We start from the raw sequence: 15,683 nt of genomic DNA, 5'->3' as shown, positions 1-15,683 counted from the left end.
TGCATGGTGATAATGAGCCACACTGCACTGGCCAGTGTTAAAGTTGATATCAATGGTCAGCAATATCGGTACAGTGAGCCGGTGCGTCTTGCACAAGTGCTGGCACCGGTCGCCATGACCCAGGACTGGTATTGGCCAGCCAGCCGTTTTTACGATTTATCAGTCGATGTGGAAGAGCAGCGAGCTGAAGTCATTGCCTTGATAGACGCGCTGACTGTAGAGCTGGAACCAAAAGATGAACGGGCCATTGGTCTTCGAAGTTTGCGTCAGCAGGTAGAGGGATGGAAACTGGCTAAACGTGTCAAAGTGCCGGTAAACTATGATGTGGCCCGACTGGATATTTCGGCTAATCCACAGCTCCAGGCCGGTACCTATAAGCTTTCCTTAACCACCCGGCCTAATATTGTACACATCAGCGGCTTGGTAAAAATGCCCGGGACCTATGAGTACCAGTCCATGGCGAGTGGCTTTCAGTATACTCAGGCGGTAGCGCTACGGGCTGACGCAGAGCCTGACTTTGTGTATGTAATTTCCCCGGATGGCGAGTTGCGTCGCCTGGACACAGCGTACTGGAACCGTGACTTCGCTTCGATTATGCCCGGCAGCCAGTTAATTGTTCCTGTGTTCTCTTATCTTCTTACCCCTTCGCTGTCTGAGCTGAATCAACGCGTTGCGGAGCTAGCTGTAAACAGAGTATTTCAATGATTTCAGGCAAACCTCGTTACCTTTCAGCCCTCGTGGCTACTCTTGTGGCCGCCCCAGCGGTAAACGCACAGGAAAAGCACTCGTCCTTAGCAGTGACCCCTTCACAGATGGTTCAGGGGGGCACCGGGCTCATTCAGACGCCGACATCCAGAATGCGTCCTGAGGGCGATTTGGCCATCAGCTATTCCGATAACGATCAGTACCGTTTCTGGACGGTAAGCATGCAGCTTTATCCCTGGATGGAGGCAACCGCTCGCTACACCGATGTCAGAACACGGTTGTACAGCCAGGTGGAAAGCTTCAGTGGCGACCAAACGCTCAAGGATAAGGGGCTGGATGTCAAATTCCGTTTACTGGAAGAAAGCTTTTACCTGCCCGAGGTATCGGTGGGCTTTCGTGATTTCGGCGGTACCGGCTTTTTTGAAAGTGAGCATGTCAGCGCCAGTAAAGCCTGGGGACCCTTTGATTTCCACCTCGGCTTAGGCTGGGGCTATATGGGTACTGCAGACGATATCACCAATCCGTTTTGTAAGGTTAAAGACAGTTTTTGTGCCCGACCGTTAGGGTATTCCGGAAATGGTGGGAAGGTAGATTATGATCAGTTTTTTAAAGGCACCATGGCGGTATTTGGTGGCGTAGAGTACCAAAGCCCCTGGGAGCCTCTTCGTTTCAAGCTGGAGTTCGAAGGGAATGATTATAGCCGGGATCGTGCCGGCAGGCTGGAGCAGGATACGCGCTGGAATGTTGGTGCGGTCTATCGCTGGCACAGTTTTGATTTCTCGTTGAATTATCAGCGGGGCAATACTGTTGGTTTTGGTATTACCTATAACTTTAATATGGACACCTTCAGTCAGGTTAAAATAGATGAACCGCCGAAGTCGCTGTTCTCCACAAAATCCGCTGAGAGTGTGGAAACGGTAAATCGCGCCAGATTATCCCGCGAACTAGCTGCCGACGGCGCATTTTATATCCACGATGCTAACATCACAGAAGATAGTATCACCGTCTACGGTTCGCAGCGGGCGTACCGGGATCTGGTGGAGGCAACCGAACGTGTAGGGCGGCTGATAGCAGCTGAGATGCCCGATACAGTGAAAGAATATCGTGTGGTGGAAACACAAAACGGCTTGCCCATGACCACCACCCGTATCGACGCAGATGCGTTTAAATCCGTGGCCCGCTATGAAGGGCTTGAAACGACCATCGAGGATACTTACCAACGTGTGACGCCAAGTGATGCTGATATGGCTGAGTATGAACCGAAAGCGGTTACCGGCTTTGGTTATTCAACAGACTTTTTTTGGACCCAGAGTTTCGGCGGGCCGGAAGACTTTTATCTTTATCAGGGTGGGCTGATCCTAAGCGGTGCTTACTCTTTTAATGAAAACTTCGGTGTTTTTGGCGGAGTTTCTGCAACCTTGCTGGAAAACTACGATAAGTTTAACTATACCCTGGACCGTGCAGATTCCACATTGCCAAGGGTGCGAACCTACGTCCGTGAATATGTCACTCGCTCAGATGTGCTGATGACGGACCTGTACGGCCGCTGGGTCGACAAAATTGCGGATAATTGGTACGCCCAGGCTTATGCTGGTTATCTTGAGACCATGTTTGGTGGCGTTGGCGCAGAAGTAATGTATCGCCCGGTTGATAGCAACCTGGTGTTTGGTTTTGATGTGAATTATGCCCGTCAGCGTTCCTATGAAAATGACTGGGACTATTTTGATTACGATGTAATCACCGGTTTTGCTTCGGCGTACTGGCGCCCTGAGATTCTGCCCGATACGCAGCTTACAATCAGTGCCGGGCAGTTTCTGGCAAAAGATAAAGGTGTGAATATAGATTTTGCCAAACGCTTTGACAGTGGGATTGTAGTAGGCGCTTACGCGGCGTTTACCGACGCTTCGGCAGAAGATTACGGTGAAGGCAGTTTTACCAAGGGCTTTTATATTTCGGTGCCGTTGGATTTATTTGTGCTTAAACCCGCGAAGGGACGTGGACGATTCCCGTGGGTGCCTATCTCTCGAGATGGTGGACAGATGTTGAATCGTCCTTCAAGACTCATTGACTTTACCGCGCCGCGTTCACCGTTTTATCGGTAATCTTGGTGACAGGCGCTGCACTTTAGCGGGGTAGCGCCTGTAAGCAGCTTCTCATTCTGACCTGACTGGGTGTCTTGTTGCACGCTTACTTTGTACCTGATGATTTTGCCAAATTTCTCAGGGGGTGCTGGCGCTTACGTTTTAAGATATGTCGTTCTTTGAGCTATTTGCGAAGGGTGTATGTAGTGAAACGTATACGAGAAGTAGCACTTGTAGACGTGATCGAGGATCCTATGATAGATCACAAACATCAGTATCACCTACAGATCCCCAATGGCTGTAAATGGATCGCGAATAAAAAAACGCCAGTTTTAACAGTTAAAAAAGGCTTTTCGCTTCATTGCTGAGCTGGTTTGCGGTAGAATCCGCACCCCGGATCAGCCGGGATCGCATCTTGAGGGGCTTTTGCCAGGTTTTTTTGTTGCTTACCTTGTATTTTGGCTAGCTTTACTGTATAAAATGCGCCCTCTAATTTATAGTAATACGTCATTTGACCCAGTGACTAATGAAGTGGTGGGATCGATTGGCGCGACAGTTATCGTTGTTCTGGAGACAAATACATGTCAAAAGTATGTCAAGTTACAGGTAAGCGTCCTACGGTTGGAAATAACCGTTCGCACGCAAGAAACGCGACCCGTCGTCGCTTCTTACCAAACCTTCACTCTCACCGTTTCTGGGTTGAGAGCGAAAACCGTTTTGTTAAACTGCGTCTGTCTGCCAAAGGCATGCGTATTATCGACAAGTGCGGCATTGATTCAGTATTGACTGATATCCGTGCTCGCGGTGAAAAAATCTAAGGAAGCCTGAAAATGCGTGATAAAATCAAATTAGTTTCATCAGCAGGTACTGGATTTTTCTACACCACTGATAAGAACAAGCGTAATATGCCTGGCAAAATGGAGATCAAAAAGTTTGATCCCGTAGTGCGTAAGCACGTTATGTTCAAAGAGGCCAAAATCAAGTAATAAAACTTGCTTTTGTCTCCACGAAAACCCGGCTTTTGCCGGGTTTTTTGCGTTAAGGAACCGGTTAATTTGAACATCCATAGCCTTGTATAGGACATTGCTATACACTTTTTATTTTGCGTTGAACCCTCGTAGGTACTTAGAATGGCAAAAACCCGGATTTCCTCCAGAGTCATGAATAACATCGTTATTTTCGCGATGCTTTTCATGATTTTGTTGTTTAATCTGGATTCATTTATCCCAGAAAAGACAACGCCGCAAGCGCGCCCGATGCTAAGTCAGGACGATTATCTGTTACGTATTGAGCAAGGACAATATCGTCTTGAACGCGTTGGCCAAAGCTGGCGCCAAAGCCAGCTGGAAAGCACCAGCACCACCGGGCCGGATAAGCAACTCGCCGCCTGGCAACAGGCTGTATTGTCCCCCGCAGACGCAATACCTCAGGATATTACCTCTGTGGAGCCCTATGTCGCAGTGGTTTGGCTGGCGGGCGAAACGCAGGGCCAGGTTTTTGCGTTTTATCCTCACGCCGGGCAAACTTACGTTAAAACACAAAAGCAATGGTTTATCCTGAAACAGGCTACCTTGCCCACACTCTTACCCTGGAATACAACCAATTAAAGGCGCTTATCATGCCAGAGTTACCTGAAGTGGAAGTGAGTCGACGTGGCGTTGCTCCCTGGCTGAATGACCAGACTATTACTGACATCATCGTACGCCAGCGACAAATGCGCTGGCCTGTGCCTGAGGAAATCGCGTTGGCGGTGGGTGAGACTGTGCGCCAGGTAAAGCGTCGTGCCAAATATCTACTCATTGAAATGGACGCTGGCACTATTGTGTTGCATCTGGGTATGTCGGGAAAGCTAAGGGTGGTAGATGCCAGCCTGGAACCGGTTAAACATGACCATATTGATATTGTGCTGGGCAGCGGTAAATGTTTACGCTTTAACGATCCCCGCCGTTTTGGTGCGTGTCTGTGGCAGCCTGCCGACAGTGAGCTGGCCCAAATGCAGAATCTGGGGCCTGAGCCACTCACCGATGCATTTGATGATAAGCGGCTTTATACGCTCTCGCGTCAGCGCAAAGGTGCCGTTAAAAACTTTATTATGGATAATGCTATCGTGGTGGGGGTAGGGAATATCTATGCCAACGAAGCATTGTTTATGGCGGGTATCGATCCACGCCGGGCAGCGGGCCGAATCAGTGCTAAACGCTACCAATTACTGACTGACGCGATAAAAAAAGTGCTGGCAGATGCAATAGAGCAGGGCGGTACTACGCTGAAAGATTTCACCCAAAGCGATGGCAAACCAGGCTACTTTAAGCAGAAACTACGGGTATACGGGCGGGCCCAGGCGCCATGCGATATCTGTAAGACGCCAATCAAAAGTGTCGTCATCGGTCAGCGCAATACCTTTTATTGTCCCACCTGCCAGCGCTAATCAGGTAGCGCTGTCGTGAAAGCGTTCTGCCAGCGCTTTTACCACCTCAGGATGGCAAAACTCTGTCACTTTGCCGTGGTGCATGGCGACTTCTTTAACCAGGGTGGAAGAAATAAACGAATTTTCTTCTGCCGGCGTTAAAAACACACTTTCCAGTTTGGGATTTAGCCGGCGATTCATATTGGCAAGCTGAAACTCGTATTCAAAATCAGATACCGCCCGTAACCCGCGGATAAGAATAGTAGCATTTTGCTGGTCAGCAAAATCGGCCAGCAAACCGGTAAAGCCCTGAACTTCGACATTGTCTAGGTCACCGGTAACCGTTTTAATTAGTCTGACCCGCTCCTCCAGCGAAAATACAGGCTTTTTGCTCGGATTGGATGCAATGGCCACTATCACATGAGAAAACATCTGTGAGGCGCGCTGGATTAGATCGGCATGGCCGTTAGTAATGGGATCAAACGTCCCCGGATAAATCGCTCTGGTATGCATAATTCAAGAATAAAATGCTGATGTTATTGGCACACTACCGCCTAATGACAACGGATGCAACGCGGTTTAACCATGGCGATACCCCACCATCAGCGTATTCCAGTCATGTTGCTCCCAGTGATAGGTAGCGGTCCGGCGCCGCTCTTTTTCAAAGGAGCGACGCAAACGTTCAAGATTGGTTTTTTTCCAGCCACTTGCCTGTCGTTGAGCGCAACGGTCAAAATCGATTATCCACACCTGTCCTGCGTTATCCAGCATGATATTTTTCACATTCAGGTCGTGGTGATATACCTGCACATCGTGCATCTTTCTGATGGCACGGCCCACTTCCAGCCATATATCTTCATCCAGCGCTTCTTCCTGGATAACCTGATGTAATTCGCGGGCATCGGGGATCCTTACCGTAATTAAATCTGCCCGATAAATCATGCCGCTGCGACGCACCTGCGCAGCCACCCCCACAGGCACATTTAGCCCCTGTTTTTGCATGTCTTCGAGCAGATTCAGTTCCATAAACGGGCGAGTACGGGATAGACCGGCATACAGAAACTGATCATACAAAAGCTTGCCAATTAATCCGCCACGGCGGTAGTGGCGCAACACCCAGTTTTGGTTTTCAGGCGTTTTTAACAATAATGTTGTACCACGCCCCTTTGCTTCACCGATAACCGCTTTCTGGCTGTACCAGTATTCAGGGGAAAATACGTCTGTGTCCACGCTTGACAAGTAGTGGGTATTTACTAACGTATGATGTCCAATACCATGTTTCTGATGTATGATAGGCATATTTGCTTTATCTTGTGATAGATTCGCTATTCTAATGATTAGCTTACGCTATTTAACGTTTGGGGTACGACGCGTTGACGAAAAAAATATGTCTGGTTCGTTTGTCAGCCATCGGTGATGTCACCCATGCTGCTGCCATGGTGACCCGAATTCGTCAGACGTGGCCAAACGCAGAGATTACCTGGGTTATTGGTAAAATAGAATACCAGTTGGTACGCCTGATTCCGAATGTTCGCTTTGTTATTTTCGATAAAAAAGAAAAAAAAGCGGCCGTGAAAAAACTCAAAGCCGAACTTGGCGATGAATCCTTTGATGCACTGCTGATGATGCAAGTCGCATTAAGAGCTAATCTGGCCTCGCGGGTCATAAACGCCAGGCGTCGTATCGGATTTGACTGGGCGCGCAGTAAAGAATTGCACTGGTGGTTTGTAAACGAGCGCGTGGCGGCATCAAAACATGCCCATGTTCTTGAAGGTTTTATGGACTTTGCCGATAAGCTCGGTGTACCAGAAGCGCCGTTACAGTGGGATATCCCGCTGCAACCTGAGGCTACCACGTGGGCTGCAGAGCAGCGTCAGGCATGGGGCCGGTTTGTAGTGATAAGCCCCGCCGCCAGTAAAGCCGAAAGAAACTGGCTGGCTGAACGGTACGCCCAGATTGCTGACAACCTGGCCGAACGGGGGCTGCAGGTAGTGTTGTGTGGTGGGCCTGCGCCGTTAGACAGGCAAACCGGCGACGCTATCAAACATCATGCGCAAAGTGAGCTGATAGATCTTATCGGGCAGACCAGTCTGCATCAGATGGCGGCGTTGCTGGGCCAGGCGCAGATGGTCATAGCCCCGGATACGGGGCCGGCGCACATTGCGGTTAGCATGAGCACGCCGGTGGTTGGCCTGTATGCACATTCTAATCCGCGGCGTACCGGGCCATATAATAATTTAAATAACGTTGTCTCTGTATACGATGACGCTATTGCGCAAGAAAAAGGACAGGCATGGGACCAGCTTCGGTGGGGCACCCGTGCTAAAGGAAAGGAACTCATGTCGCTAATTACCGTGGAACAGGTATGGGAAAAAGTGGCAGCATTGCTATAGAAAGAGCAGCGCTGCGCCGATACCGTGTAACGCAAAAACGAAAACAATAACTACACTTATAATAAATGCTAAATTTCGGCACAACCAGGGAGAAGCGCTGGGTGTCCAGGCTGCTTGGGTTTATCCTGTTACAACGGGTGCGTTTCGCAATAGGAATTGCACTTATAGCACTGTCTCAATTATCTGTAACCTCTGCGAGGGCTGCAGAGGATAACCTGCAATTTGTGTTTCATCCTTCGGTGGGCAAACAAAACCTCACCCCTACAGAAGCACGTTCCATTTTTACCGCCAGGCAACAGCACTGGGAGGACGGGAATAAAATCCATGTGTTTGTGCTACAAACAGATTCTCCTACCCATCGCCGTTTTTGCCGGCAAATGCTACAGATGTTTCCTTATCAACTAGAACGCATCTGGAACCAGATAATTTATTCCGGACAAGGCGACGCCCCGCACGTCGTGGTCTCTCAGGAAGCACTCATCGACGCAGTACAAGCCACCCCTGGTGCGGTGGGCTATGCCAGCGAAGAACTATTAGAAAACCGGCAAGATAAGGTCGACCCGCAATGAAACGGCTGTTTTTTCTCTCCCTTTTTTCCGTCTGTGCACATGCTCAGGATGTGCAGTGGCACGGCTATGTATCACAAGGGCTTACCCAGTCGGTGGGCAGCGACTATATTACTGATGATGATGACATCACTACCGATCTAACTGAAGTAGGTATAAACGGCCGCTGGCAAATCCATGATCAGCTGGCTCTGGTAGGACAATTAAATTACCTCAATGGCGGCAATCGCTATGAGGCCGGCGCGCGCGTCGATTACTTATTTATTGACTGGGCTGTGCCACATATTGCCAACTGGTCGACGCATATTCATCTTGGCCGATATAAAAACCGTCACTGGCTGTACTCTGCCAGTCGCGATGTACCGCACACTCGTGCTACCGCGATACTTCCGCAGTCGGTTTATTTTGATGGCGCCAGAGATATTGCTCTGGGTAGCGATGGCATCAGCGTGCAAAGTACTCACAGCGACAGGAATGGGGTCTGGGAAGTCAACTGGAGTTATGGTAAGTCGCCGCTGGATGACCATGATACTGAAGCGTTTCTGGGTCCGAATGCTCTGGGTAAAACGGAGCAGGATTATGTTCATCAGTTTAGTGTTTTTTATCAGCCACCTTCTTACAACTGGCGGCTGGGTGCAAGCTGGCTCAGCTCTGATTTTCGTTATGAAGCGGCACCCCGGGAATTCTTCTTTGATGGTAAAAGTGAGATTGAGCGTGTTGTTTTATCCGGTATTTATTTTAGTGAGTTCTGGGAGTTAAGCGCAGAATGGGTGCAGGAAGCCCGGCTGGATTCCGGTGCGTATGCACCCACTTTCGCCACAGATAGGACCGGCGAAGGCGGCTATGTTCAGGCGCGCTATCTGTTTAACCCTAAATTTAGTGCACTGTTGAGCTACGATACGTTTAATCTGGATCGTAATGATCCTAACGGCCATAAGTTATCGGTTATGTCTCAGGGCCTGATACCTTCTTATTATGGCTATGAAAATACCTATGCTATTGGCGCGCGTTGGAACATCGCGCCCAACTGGCGCTTACAGGCCGAGCATCACTGGGTGGAGGGTGCTGCCCGCTCCACCACACGTATCATCCCAATGAATGCAGGGGGCACCGATAAGCACTGGCGCATGTGGGCGGTACAGCTGATGTACTGGTTTTAAAACATGCAGGTGAAGCTTTCGTTTCTCACTAAAGTCATGTTGCTGGTGTTGCTGATGATGGCCAGTATTACCGCAACTATCAGCTCGCTGCTGATCAAGCAGTCCAACATGGCGATAGAAACGCAGCATCAGGCGACGCAACAGCTGAACATGCGGCGTTATCAGCTGCTCAGTACCCTGCTGGATGATCGTATTCTGTTGTGGGCCGAAACATTTGCACGGCTTAAGGGGGGGCGGCCGGCCACCCTGGACGATCTCACCGCTTCCATCGAGGGCGCCAGGGCCTCTTTGGATGTCTCTTTGCAAATTGACAATATCTGGCTGTTTTCCGCAAATGGTGAACTGCTGCATGGGGAAGCAGAGGCGATGCCGGGGTTTGTCAGCACTATGCGCGAAAAAGCATATACCGAATTAAGACCCCAAACAATTACCTCCTGTGAACATCTGTGCCGACGTTACGTAGCGACGCCAGTCATGGTACAGGGGGACGATCCGGCCGTGTTGATCTTCTCATCCGGCACGCAAGCCATCCTGGCGCTGTTGTCACGGTTTGCTGATGTAGAGCGCATCGCCATTGCCCGGGGCGATGAGAAAGCTGCCTCGATGGAAGTCATCAGCCGTCTGTCCCCCACCAATAAAGCGCGGGTGACTGATATTTTGCAACAATTGCCTGACGATACCACTATTGAAAGTCTCATCGCCCAGGGGCGGCGTATAGACTTTGACAACCGGTTGATGCTGGTGAGTCTGCTGCCGGTGTTGGATGGTCGACTGCCTGACAGCTATATTTTGTTTACCCGGGACATTACCCAACAGGTGATGTCAGCGCGCAATTACCAGGACTGGGTTGTAGGTAGCGCACTGGTCACGCTGGCAGCGTTTGCCCTGTTGCTATACCTGATACTCAACCATTCACGAACCAAACTTATTGCACTGAGCCAGCGTCTGCCACTTCTGGCAGAGCATCGTTATGATGAGTTCAGGCGTGATGCCGCCAATAGCCGCAACTTTCGTAGTACACGTTTGCCGGACGAGCTGGATGTGCTTGAGTCTGCCGCCACCAATTTGGCAGCCGAACTGGAACGTATCGATATCAAGATGAATGAAACCACCGCTAAGCTTGAAAACATGGCGATGTTTGACGTGCTTACCGGCTTGCCCAATCGAAATATGCTGATGTTTCAGATGGAAAAAGAAGTCTCACAGCGCGCGCGCACCGGCAATTCGATGGCGATACTGTTTCTGGACATGGATGATTTCAAACGCATCAATGACATCCACGGCCATGACGTGGGTGATAAGCTGATCAAAGCTGCGGCTGAGCGCCTTGCCACGCCGCTGCGGGAAAGTGATGTGGCGGCTCGCTTTGGCGGTGATGAGTTTGTAATCTTGCTCTCTGGCACAGAAAACAAAGCGCAGCTTGAGGTTGTTGCGAATAAACTATTGCGCGCGTTTGAGGCGCCCATCCAGTTTGATGCGCATCAGTTTTACATTTCCCTTAGTATTGGCATCGCCTTTAGCGAAAACAGTGATCTCAGTGCTGTGGATCTTCTGCGCCATGCTGATATCGCAATGTATGAAGCTAAAGCCCAGCATGGTTCGGCATACTGCATCTTCGATAAAACCATGCATCAGAAAATTATGCGCCGGGTTGAGCTGGAAAATGATGCACGCATAGGGCTCAAGCAGGGGCATTTCTCACTGGCATTGCAGCCGCAGGTTGAACTGCCGTCACGCAAACTGGTTGGAATGGAGGCACTGATACGCTGGAACCATCCGGAAAAAGGGTTTATTTCGCCGGCTGAGTTTATTCCCTTACTGGAAAATACCTCACTAATGATGACCATTGATTATTGGGTTATTTCTCAGTCAATAAGCCGTCTGGCGCAGCTGCACGCCCGTGGTTATACCGATGTAAAAGTCGCCATAAACGTATCGGCGGCACAATTTCTGGACATCTCACTACCGAGTTATCTACAGCAGCAGATCAATTATTACGGGGTGTCGCCGGCGCACATAGAGCTGGAACTAACAGAAACCGCGCTGGTGGCTGATATGAATCGCGCCACGGCGACCCTTGAGGCCATTCGGGCGATGGGGTGTTTAATCGCCATTGACGATTTTGGTACCGGTTATTCTTCATTAGGGTACCTGAAAGCCTTACCTGCAGACTTTATCAAAATAGACCGGTCATTTGTATCAGGCATGGAGAAAAGCGCCCATGACCGCTCAATTGTTGCCTCGACCATTTCCATGGTCAAGGGCATGGGGCTGACGGTGATCGCCGAGGGCATAGAAACAGAAGAACAGTTCGACATGCTGACCGGGTTTGGCTGTCATCAGGGGCAGGGTTACCTGTTCAGCCCGCCAATTCCTGAAGCCTCCTTGTGGGACCAACTGAACAAAAACCTTACCCAGGGTGTATGGAAAAGAGATGCGTCATAACCTGTAAACCGTTAAGGTGTGGCGAATTATTTACAATAAATTCTGCTGTCACCCGTCATGCTGACGGAAAGAGTGTACCCTTCACCCCGCATTCTTTAAAATGACGCTTTTATTTTCTCAATGGAGATAAGCATGTCTGAGGCATTCATTGCACACCTTAGCTCACAGCTCGACCAGGTTAAAGAAGACGGCCTGTATAAAAAAGAGCGGGTTATAACCTCGCAACAAAAGGCTGACATTCAGGTAGAAAACAGCGAGCACGTTATTAATTTTTGTGCCAACAACTACCTTGGACTGGCCAATCATCCTGATCTTGTGGCCGCTGCCAAAGAAGGACTGGACAGTCACGGCTTCGGCGTAGCCTCGGTCCGGTTTATCTGCGGCACACAGGATATTCATAAGCAGCTGGAAACCAAAATCAGTGACTTTCTGGGCACCGAAGATACCATCCTGTATCCATCCTGCTTTGATGCCAACGGTGGTTTGTTTGAAACCATTTTGGATAAGGAAGATGCCATCATCTCTGATGCGCTAAACCATGCCAGCATCATTGACGGTGTGCGTTTATCCAAAGCTAAACGCTACCGCTATGCCAATAACGACATGGAAGCACTGGAAGACCAGCTTAAGCAGGCCAATGCCGATGGCGCCCGGTTTAAAGTAATTGCCACTGACGGTGTCTTTAGTATGGATGGGGTCATCGCCAACCTAAAAGGCATTTGTGACCTGGCCGACAAATACGATGCGCTGGTAATGGTTGATGATTGTCACGCCACCGGCTTTTTAGGTGAAAACGGTAAAGGCAGTCACGAATATTGTGGTGTGCTTGATCGGGTGGATATTCTGACCGGTACACTGGGCAAGGCGCTGGGCGGTGCTTCCGGCGGCTATACTTCAGGTAAAAAAGAAATTGTGGAATGGCTGCGTCAGCGCTCACGTCCTTATCTTTTTTCTAATTCTGTGGCGCCGCCGATTGTCTCTGCGTCACTCAAAGTCTTCGATATGATGGCTGACGGCCACGAGCTGCGCGAGCAATTATGGCGCAATGCCGGCCACTTCAGAAAGCGTATGCAAGAAGCTGGTTTCACTCTGGCTGGCGACGACCATGCCATCATTCCGGTTATGCTGGGGGACGCCAAAAAAGCCAGCGAAATGGCCGATAAACTATTGGCAAAAGGCATTTATGTCATTGGCTTTTCTTATCCGGTGGTGCCCAAAGGTGAGGCGCGTATCCGCACCCAGATGTCAGCCGGCCATAGCATTGAACATATTGATCAGGCAGTCGATGCGTTTATCGAAGTAGGTCGTGAGATGGGAGTGATTGAATGAAATCCTTGGTAAAAGCAAAACGCGAAAAAGGGATTTGGCTGCAGGACACCCCCAAACCCGAAGTTGGTCATAACGACTTATTAATCAAAATTCGTAAAACCGCCATCTGCGGCACGGACATGCACATCTACAACTGGGATGAATGGTCACAGCAGACCATCCCGGTACCTATGGTAGTAGGGCACGAATATGTGGGCGAAGTAGTGGGAATGGGCCAGGAAGTCCGTGGCTTTGAAGTGGGTGACCGGGTATCTGGTGAAGGCCACATCACCTGCGGTCACTGCCGTAACTGCCGGGCGGGCCGGCGTCATCTGTGCCGGAATACCACCGGTGTAGGTGTAAATCGGCCAGGGGCATTTGCTGAATTTCTGGTTATACCTGCTTTCAATGCCTTTAAAATACCTGAAAATATCAGTGACGAGCTGGCCTCGATTTTTGACCCCTTTGGTAATGCGGTGCATACCGCCCTGTCGTTTGACCTGGTCGGCGAAGATGTGCTGATTACCGGCGCCGGTCCCATTGGTGCAATGGCAGCTGCCGTGGCCCGGCATGTGGGCGCTCGCCACGTGGTCATCACGGATATCAATCCATACCGGCTGGAGCTGGCGAAGAAAATGGGGGCGACGCGCACCGTGGATGTCAGCAAAGAAAACCTGCAGGATGTGATGACAGAAATCGGAATGTCCGAAGGATTTGATGTAGGCCTGGAAATGTCCGGCGTCCCCTCGGCGTTCCGTGATATGCTCGATAAAATGAATAATGGCGGCAAAGTCGCCATGCTGGGCATTCCCCCATCTGATGTCGCCATTGACTGGAACCAGGTCATTTTTAAAGGGCTGGTGGTTAAAGGCATTTATGGCCGGGAGATGTTTGAAACCTGGTATAAAATGGCGAGTCTGTTACAAAGCGGACTGGACCTGTCGCCGGTTATTACCCATCAGTTTGATGTCGATGATTTTCAGAAAGGCTTCGATCAAATGGGCTCTGGCGAGTCGGGTAAAGTCATTCTTAACTGGTAGGATTTATGTCTGAATTTAAGCATATCAGCGTACAGGATGTGGCCGACAATATGTCGGCCTATCGTATTGTGGATATCCGCGATCCAAACTCGTTCACCATGGGTCACATGCCTGATGCGATTCCTTTGAATAATGACAATTTCGGGGCGTTTGTTCAGCAAACCGACCGGGCTCAGCCGGTGGTAGTAGTCTGCTATCACGGCATCAGTAGCCAACAGGCGGCAACGGTTATTGCTAATCAGGGTTTTGCAGAAGTGTATAGTATGGACGGCGGCTTTGAAGCATGGAAACAAACGCAGCCTGTGGTAACTGACTGACGTGTCGCAGCCTATCTTAACTATTCGGGATAAAAAATATGCGCACCTGTTGGCTAATTATTTGGTCAACCAGGGGCACCCGGTACAGGTTATCCCCTTATCTGATAATGAATATCAGATAAGCCTGGAAAACGACGCCGATTCAGAGCAGGTCAAACTGATTTGTGAGGCGTTTATTCGCGAACCGAACCATCCACGTTATCAACAGGCGGCCTGGCAGTCTGGCAAGCAAATCACTATGCCCAGGCGCTCCGGCGGTACCTTGAACACTGTGAAAAACAACGCCCGGCATGCTCCTTTTACGGCGCTGATATTTGTGGTTTGCACCTTAACCTATGGGCTTTCTCTGTTGGGGTTGTTTCCAACCATCTATAAGGGGTTGATGATGCAGCCGCTGGGTATGTTGTCGACCTCCCACGAGTGGTGGCGCTTAATCGGCCCGGTTTTTCTTCATTTCAGCGCCCTGCATTTTGTGTTTAATCTACTGTGGTGGGCGACCCTTGGCGCGCAAATAGAACGGACCCTCGGCGTGTCGATGTTGCTGTTGGTCTTTGTTGTTTCAGCCATCGCTTCTAATGTCGGGCAATTACTGGTGAGCGGCCCCAATTTTGGTGGCATGTCTGGCGTAGTTTATGCGCTGCTGGGCTTTATCTGGTGGCTGGGCTGGTTAAAACCGTCCTGGGGGTTAACCCTGCCGCGGTCAATCATCGGCTTTATGTTGGTATGGCTGGTCATCGGCTATGCCGATATATTGTGGGTTAACATGGCCAATACCGCGCACACTGTCGGGCTGGTCAGCGGTTGCCTGCTGGCGGCTTTGCTTGCCCTGGGCAGCAACCGCCGCAAAGCCGGTTAAATGTGATAAAGGTATTTGGTGAAAATCACATTTTTTATAATCTCTGCACCGGTCTCTCGTTTCATATGATCCTGCAGGGCTTTTAAAATAGCCAGCCGAATATCCTCCCGGCCAGTCAGCGACTTTACTTTTTCAGCTGTTTGCTGGCCGAACACTTCAATTGCCGTAGCCCGCAGCAACGGCATATGATGCTGGGCAATTTCCAGCTGGTCAGCATCATTGATCATCAGCTCTACAGTCACTCTGACATACCCCAGTTTGCGCGCAGAAGGGCTGATAAAATTTGTTACGATGTCTGGCTCCAGCCCCAGATAGGCATAATTGGCTTTTGTTTGCGCGTGAGCCGTCGAACTCAACAGCATAAACACACCACAAAGAGTAACAACGAGGCAGCTAAAAAAACGC

The 15,683-nt window shown here is 50.0% G+C and carries 17 protein-coding genes; 14 read left to right on the top strand and 3 right to left on the bottom strand.

What is annotated here, in order from left to right; all coding sequences use genetic code 11:
- The first annotated feature begins 12 nt into the window (after window positions 1-12).
- From F458_RS0115455 to mutM, 6 genes are all read left to right on the top strand, one after another.
- Window positions 13-705, top strand: coding sequence for a capsule biosynthesis GfcC family protein (locus tag F458_RS0115455; RefSeq protein WP_018984341.1), 693 nt, complete (start codon window positions 13-15; stop codon window positions 703-705).
- Window positions 702-2,807 (top strand): YjbH domain-containing protein, encoded by a 2,106-nt coding sequence (locus F458_RS0115450; RefSeq protein WP_018984340.1) that lies wholly within the window; start codon window positions 702-704, stop codon window positions 2,805-2,807. Before F458_RS0115455 ends, F458_RS0115450 begins: the two co-directional genes overlap by 4 nt.
- Before the next feature lie 560 nt (window positions 2,808-3,367).
- On the top strand, window positions 3,368-3,604 hold the full coding sequence (rpmB, locus tag F458_RS0115440; RefSeq protein ID WP_018984338.1) for a 50S ribosomal protein L28: 237 nt from the start codon (window positions 3,368-3,370) through the stop codon (window positions 3,602-3,604).
- Between the two features lie 12 nt (window positions 3,605-3,616).
- Window positions 3,617-3,772, top strand: coding sequence for a 50S ribosomal protein L33 (gene rpmG / locus F458_RS0115435; RefSeq protein WP_013786148.1), 156 nt, complete (start codon window positions 3,617-3,619; stop codon window positions 3,770-3,772).
- A gap of 144 nt (window positions 3,773-3,916) precedes the next feature.
- Window positions 3,917-4,393 carry a hypothetical protein gene (locus F458_RS0115430; RefSeq protein WP_018984337.1) on the top strand — a complete coding sequence of 159 codons (477 nt, stop codon included), beginning with the start codon at window positions 3,917-3,919 and terminating at the stop codon, window positions 4,391-4,393.
- A gap of 11 nt (window positions 4,394-4,404) precedes the next feature.
- Window positions 4,405-5,214: a bifunctional DNA-formamidopyrimidine glycosylase/DNA-(apurinic or apyrimidinic site) lyase gene (gene mutM / locus F458_RS0115425; protein WP_018984336.1), complete on the top strand. Its 810-nt coding sequence runs from the start codon at window positions 4,405-4,407 to the stop codon at window positions 5,212-5,214.
- Here mutM and coaD read toward each other — a convergent pair whose 3' ends face one another.
- Both coaD and F458_RS0115415 read right to left on the bottom strand, forming a co-directional pair.
- The gene (gene coaD, locus F458_RS0115420; RefSeq protein WP_018984335.1) at window positions 5,215-5,706 is read right to left on the bottom strand and encodes a pantetheine-phosphate adenylyltransferase; all 492 of its coding nucleotides are present in this window, start codon (window positions 5,704-5,706) and stop codon (window positions 5,215-5,217) included. It lies immediately after the preceding gene.
- A gap of 66 nt (window positions 5,707-5,772) precedes the next feature.
- Window positions 5,773-6,492 (bottom strand): 3-deoxy-D-manno-octulosonic acid kinase, encoded by a 720-nt coding sequence (locus tag F458_RS0115415; RefSeq protein ID WP_018984334.1) that lies wholly within the window; start codon window positions 6,490-6,492, stop codon window positions 5,773-5,775.
- 137 nt (window positions 6,493-6,629) lie between these two features.
- On the opposite strand from F458_RS0115415, the gene F458_RS0115410 reads away from it, so the two are divergent.
- From F458_RS0115410 to glpG, 8 genes are all read left to right on the top strand, one after another.
- On the top strand, window positions 6,630-7,586 hold the full coding sequence (locus tag F458_RS0115410) for a glycosyltransferase family 9 protein (RefSeq protein ID WP_083928650.1): 957 nt from the start codon (window positions 6,630-6,632) through the stop codon (window positions 7,584-7,586).
- Between the two features lie 101 nt (window positions 7,587-7,687).
- Window positions 7,688-8,155 carry a type 2 periplasmic-binding domain-containing protein gene (locus tag F458_RS0115405; protein ID WP_018984332.1) on the top strand — a complete coding sequence of 156 codons (468 nt, stop codon included), beginning with the start codon at window positions 7,688-7,690 and terminating at the stop codon, window positions 8,153-8,155.
- On the top strand, window positions 8,152-9,312 hold the full coding sequence (locus F458_RS0115400; protein WP_018984331.1) for a hypothetical protein: 1,161 nt from the start codon (window positions 8,152-8,154) through the stop codon (window positions 9,310-9,312). Before F458_RS0115405 ends, F458_RS0115400 begins: the two co-directional genes overlap by 4 nt.
- Window positions 9,313-9,315: 3 nt before the next feature.
- Entirely contained in the window at window positions 9,316-11,757 is a 2,442-nt protein-coding gene (locus F458_RS0115395; protein ID WP_018984330.1) for a putative bifunctional diguanylate cyclase/phosphodiesterase, read from the top strand.
- 132 nt (window positions 11,758-11,889) lie between these two features.
- Complete coding sequence (locus F458_RS0115390) at window positions 11,890-13,086, top strand: glycine C-acetyltransferase (RefSeq protein ID WP_018984329.1); 1,197 nt, start codon at window positions 11,890-11,892, stop codon at window positions 13,084-13,086.
- On the top strand, window positions 13,083-14,105 hold the full coding sequence (gene tdh, locus F458_RS0115385) for an L-threonine 3-dehydrogenase (protein WP_018984328.1): 1,023 nt from the start codon (window positions 13,083-13,085) through the stop codon (window positions 14,103-14,105). The genes F458_RS0115390 and tdh overlap by 4 nt, the downstream gene beginning before the upstream one ends.
- A gap of 5 nt (window positions 14,106-14,110) precedes the next feature.
- Window positions 14,111-14,422 (top strand): thiosulfate sulfurtransferase GlpE, encoded by a 312-nt coding sequence (gene glpE / locus F458_RS0115380; protein WP_018984327.1) that lies wholly within the window; start codon window positions 14,111-14,113, stop codon window positions 14,420-14,422.
- A 1-nt stretch (window position 14,423) separates the two neighbouring features.
- Complete coding sequence (gene glpG / locus F458_RS0115375) at window positions 14,424-15,278, top strand: rhomboid family intramembrane serine protease GlpG (RefSeq protein ID WP_018984326.1); 855 nt, start codon at window positions 14,424-14,426, stop codon at window positions 15,276-15,278.
- On the opposite strand, the gene F458_RS0115370 is transcribed toward glpG, so the two are convergent.
- On the bottom strand, window positions 15,275-15,640 hold the full coding sequence (locus F458_RS0115370; RefSeq protein WP_018984325.1) for a flagellar basal body-associated protein FliL: 366 nt from the start codon (window positions 15,638-15,640) through the stop codon (window positions 15,275-15,277). The genes glpG and F458_RS0115370 overlap by 4 nt on opposite strands.
- Window positions 15,641-15,683: the final 43 nt, after the last annotated feature.

It is taken from the genome of Salinimonas chungwhensis DSM 16280, from assembly GCF_000378185.1.
In the GTDB taxonomy this organism is placed as follows: Bacteria; Pseudomonadota; Gammaproteobacteria; order Enterobacterales; family Alteromonadaceae; genus Alteromonas; species Alteromonas chungwhensis.
This window is presented reverse-complemented; position numbering and strand designations above follow the sequence as displayed.